2 protein-coding genes are annotated in these 4,605 nt (G+C 62.6%); both read right to left on the reverse strand.

From position 1 onward, the window contains the following. Nucleotides 1–4,147, reverse strand: a 4,147-nt coding sequence (locus tag AC1DLB_RS21895; protein ID WP_477785628.1) for an amino acid adenylation domain-containing protein, incomplete at its 3' end; no start/stop codon positions are given. 29 nt (nucleotides 4,148–4,176) lie between these two features. Further along, the coding region (locus AC1DLB_RS21900; protein ID WP_477785629.1) for an ATP-binding cassette domain-containing protein at nucleotides 4,177–4,605 on the reverse strand (429 nt) is incomplete at its 5' end.

Genomic DNA, 4,605 nt, shown 5'->3' on the forward strand with positions numbered 1-4,605 from the left:
GGAGCACTTCGGTAAACGACTCCAGTAGCGACTCGCTGTAGATCATGCTGCGGTGCGGCAGTGGTGAGTGGATCGAGGTGTGCAATTGGCCTGTCACGTTGTGGGCCCTGAGCAGTTGTTCCGAATACAGCACTTGCTCCAGGGTTTTATGCGACAGCGACCACCAGCAACTGGCCTTGACCTTGAGCGGCGGCAGCGAGAAGGCATTGAACGCGTCCACCAGGCGATCGTGAATCGCATAGGCCTGGGCGTTCATGACTTCCTGCTTGATGCCTTCCAGGGTCGCGATCATCTCTTGCTCGCCGGTGGCCGTCTGTTCGCTGGCCCAGCGATAGAAGGTCTTGAGGTCGGCCGTCGGGTTCCGGGCGATGAAGCTCGCCGCCGCCGGTTCCAGATGCGCGAACATCAGGTTGAAGACTTCGAGTGCTGCCAGCAGTTCGTTTTCCGCGCTGAGGTGGTTCGGGTTGTCTTCTTCCAGAGGCTTGCGCGGCAGGTCGGCGGGCAAGGCATGTTCGGGCAATGTGCTGTCGACGAGGCCGAGGAAGGTCACTTCCTTGCCCTGGCGCTCCAGGTGGGCGGCGACGTCCATGGCAATCGCGCCCCCCAATGACCAGCCCATCAATCGGTAAGGGCCGTGTGGCTGCTTCTCGACGATCTGTGCGCTGTAGTCGGCAATCATCTCGGCCCATGTCTGAGCGTTCGAGTCTTTGTCGGCAAAGCCCTTGTGCATCACGCCGAAGGTCCGGGCATGGGCACTGAGTTTTTTCGCCAGCGGCTGATAACAGAACACGATACCGCCGCTGGGGTGCAGGCAGAACAGCGGCGGCGCCGACGCTGTCGAGGCGTTGAGTTCGACCACGCATTGCACATGCTGCTGATGCTCCAGGGCGATGAATCTGGCCAGTGCCTGGACATTGGGATGAGCCAGCATGTGTTGCAGCGCCAGTTTGATGCCCAGGCGCGCGTTTAGGGTCGAGATGAATTGAATGGCCAGAATCGAGTGGCCACCGAGTTCGAAAAAGTTGTCGTCGAGGCTGACACGCTCGACCTGCAACGCTTCTTGCCAGAGTTCGGCGAGCGCCTTTTCCAGGGGCGTTTCGGGGGCAATGAAGTGGCGCTGCGTCTGGCTGAGGTCGGGCTGCGGCAGGGCCTTGCGGTCGAGCTTGCCGTTGGGGCTCAACGGCATGGCGGCCAGTACCAGCAGATGGCTGGGCACCATGTAGTCCGGCAGATTGGCCTTGAGCTCAGCCTTGAGGGTTTCGCGCAGGTCGAGTTGTTGCTGCTCGCTCAGCGAGTCGCTTTGGGCCACGACATAGCCGACCAGTTGCAAACCCACCGCGCCTTCCCGGGCAACCACCAACGCCTCGCGGACCTGCGGCGATCGCAGCAGGCATGACTCGATTTCCCCGAGTTCGATGCGGAAGCCGCGAATCTTCACCTGGTGATCCAGCCGGCCTGCATACTCGATCACACCGTCGGCGCGATAGCGCGCCAGATCGCCGGTGCGGTAGAGACGACCGCCGCCCTGAACATCGAACGGGTCGGGGATGAAGCGCTCGGCCGTGAGCTCAGGTCGCTTGAAGTAGCCGCGTGCGAGCAGGTCGCCGGCAATCATCAGTTCACCGACGACACCCACTGGCACTGGCTGGCCGCCGGCATCGAGCAGGTAAATCGCCCGTCCGGCCAGAGGCTGGCCGATCGGCATGCTTTTGGGCAGGGCGATATGCCCTGTCACGTAGTCGCTGCAATCAAGCACCGTGGCGCTGACTGTCGTTTCCGTCGGCCCGTAGGTGTTCAGCAGCTTCACGTGCCCGAGCCCGGCCTTGCCCCAGGCCGCAACGCCCTCCGGTGGCATCGCTTCGCCACCGACGATCACTTGCCGCAGTGCACCGTAGTCGCGCTGACCGGCAGCGGCGAAGTCCTTGGCCAGCATGTTCCAGTAGGTGGTGGTCAGGTCGCTGACGCTGAACTGTTTGTCGAGCAGTTCGCGGTACCAGGTTTCACTGTCCCAGATATCCGGCCCGCGCAGCACCACCGAGGCGCCGCAGATCAACGCCGGGTAAAGCTGCTCGACAAAGGCATCGAAGTTGAACGTGGCGAACTGCAGGGACCGGTCCTGTGCGCTCAGGCCGAGAAACTCCAGCGCCACCTGGGCGTGACGGGTCAACGCCGCCTGGGTGATGCCGACCCCTTTGGGGCGACCGGTAGAGCCGGACGTGAACATCACATACGCGAGGTTTTGGCCGGTGGTGCGGCAGGGCGGGTCAAGTGCGGGCAGCGTCCCCCGGACATCGATGTCGTCGACGCAGCGTCGCTGGACGCCGGGCATCGATGGCAGTCGATCAAGCAGCGAACGCTGGCTCAGCAACACGCTCAGGCCACTGTCTTCAATCATCCAGGCCAGGCGTTCCTGCGGATAATCGGGGTCCAGCGGGACATAGGCGCCRCCGGCCTTGAGCACCGCCARCAGGCTGATGATCATSTGCGYCGAACGCTCSACSGCAATGCCCACCAGCACTTCCGGTCCGACACCCTGTGCAATCAACGAGTGGGCCAGGCCATTGGCGGCGGCGTTGAGCTGGGCATAGCTGAGCTCAAGGTCGTTGAAGATCAGGGCTACCGAGTCGGGGGTTGCCAGCGCCTGGCGTTCGAACAATTGATGCACGCCGTCCTCAGGCATGGCTGACGCGGGCGGATTCCACTGCTGCAACTGAACCTGGCGTTCGTCTCTTGCCAGCAGCGGCAATTCGCCGAGCGCACGCAGCGGATCTTCCGTGAGTGCATGGAGCAGGTTCAGCCAGTGCCGGGCCAGGCGTTCGAGGGTGGCAGGGGCGTAGAGGTCCTGGCTGTATTCGAGACTCGCGCTGATGCCCTCGAGCGAATAGCCGACGTCCAGGGACAGATCGAATTTGGCCTGGCTGGGACCCGCGCCGAGGAACTCCAGCGCCAGTCCGTCCAGGTCGATCCGGTCTGGTTGCCCGGTGTCGGTGCGCCAGTTGAACAGCACCTGGAACAACGGATTGGCGTGTTCGCTGGCGTGCAATTGCAACGCGTCGAAACTCAATTCCAACGGGTAATCGCCATGGTCCAGTGCCGCCAGCGATTCGCGCCGCAGCCGCTGGAGAAAGTCTGCGCAGGACAGCAGCGGATCAATGCGCGCCCGGTACACCTGGGAGCTGACGAAAAAGCCGACCAGATCCTGGGTTTCGCTGCGATTGCGGGTGGCGTTGGGTACGCCGACGGTAAAGTCGTATTGGCCACTGTAGCGGCTCAATAACAATTGCCAGGCCCCGAGGGTCACGACGAAAGGCGTCAGTTTTTGCTGCTGGCAGAAGCGGTTCAGGGCTTGCGCGAGGGGCGCGGGCACACTGAAGTCATACTGCCCGGCAGGGTGGCCGTGCCGGGCATTTCGTGGGAAGTCCACCGGCAGATCGAGGGCCGGCAATGTTTGCCCCAGATACTCTTGCCAGTATTCGGCGCTGCTGGCGCAGGTTGCGCTGTGCAGGTATTCGCCACGCTGCCAGGCGGCATAGTCGGCGTACTGGATGGCCGGGCGTGGCAAGGGTGATGTATCGCCGCTGCCGGCTTGGGCAAAGGCCCGTGTCAGGTCTTGCATCAGAATGGCATTGGACCAGGCATCGGAAACGATGTGGTGCATGTTCATCAGCAACAGATGCTCGTCGGCCGAAATCTGCAGCAGTGTTGCCCGCATCAGCGGCGCCTGGCGCAGGTCGAACGGCGTGCCGGCCTGGGCCTCGATACGTAGCGCGATCCGGTTGGCGCGGGCCTCGTCCGACAGGCCCGACAGGTCTTCATGGTCGAGCACCAGTGTTGCCTGCGCATCGACCACCTGCATGGCGCAACCATCGATTTCGACGAAGGCACTGCGCAAAATATCGTGACGCTCAAGCACCTTGTTCAGGGCTGTTTCCAGCCGCCGGGGCGCCAGGGGGCCGGTGATGCGCATGACACGGGGCAGGTTGTAGGCGGCGTTGTCCGGTGACAGTTGCTGGAGAAACCACAGCCGCTGCTGGGCGAAAGACAGCGGCGCCGGGCGCTGGTTGACGCGGGCGGTTATCCCTTGGGGTTGATCACCGGCATCGGCCAGCAACAGCGCCAGTACATCATCATCGATCAAATCGTTCATCGGGGCTCTCGTAGTCGGCGGTGGATCGTTCAGGCGGTCGCCAACGGTTTTTTTTGCGCGACGAGCTTGCCGCCTTCCATCCGCACCAATTGGTCGGCGACATCGAAGTAACGGTCGTCGTGGGAAATGACGATGATGGTCTTGCCCAGGTATTTGAGTTCCGGCAACAGCTCGGTGTAGAAGATGCGCCGGAAGGCCGGGTCCTGGTCGGCCGCCCACTCGTCGAACACCAGCACCGGGCGTTCTTCCAGCCAGGCGTTCAACAGGGCCAGGCGTTTGCGCTGGCCGGTGGACAGGTCGGTGGTGCTGAAGGCGCCATCGCGGATGCAGACCTTGTGCGAGATTTCCAGGCGTTCTAGGTAACGGTTGGCGTCTTCGGGAACGTTCTGCTCGCCTTGTACCAATTCGTCGAACAGGTAGTAGTCGGCGAAAATCGTGGTGAACAACTGGCGATAGTC

Source organism: Pseudomonas sp. 05N434 (genome assembly GCF_056396965.1).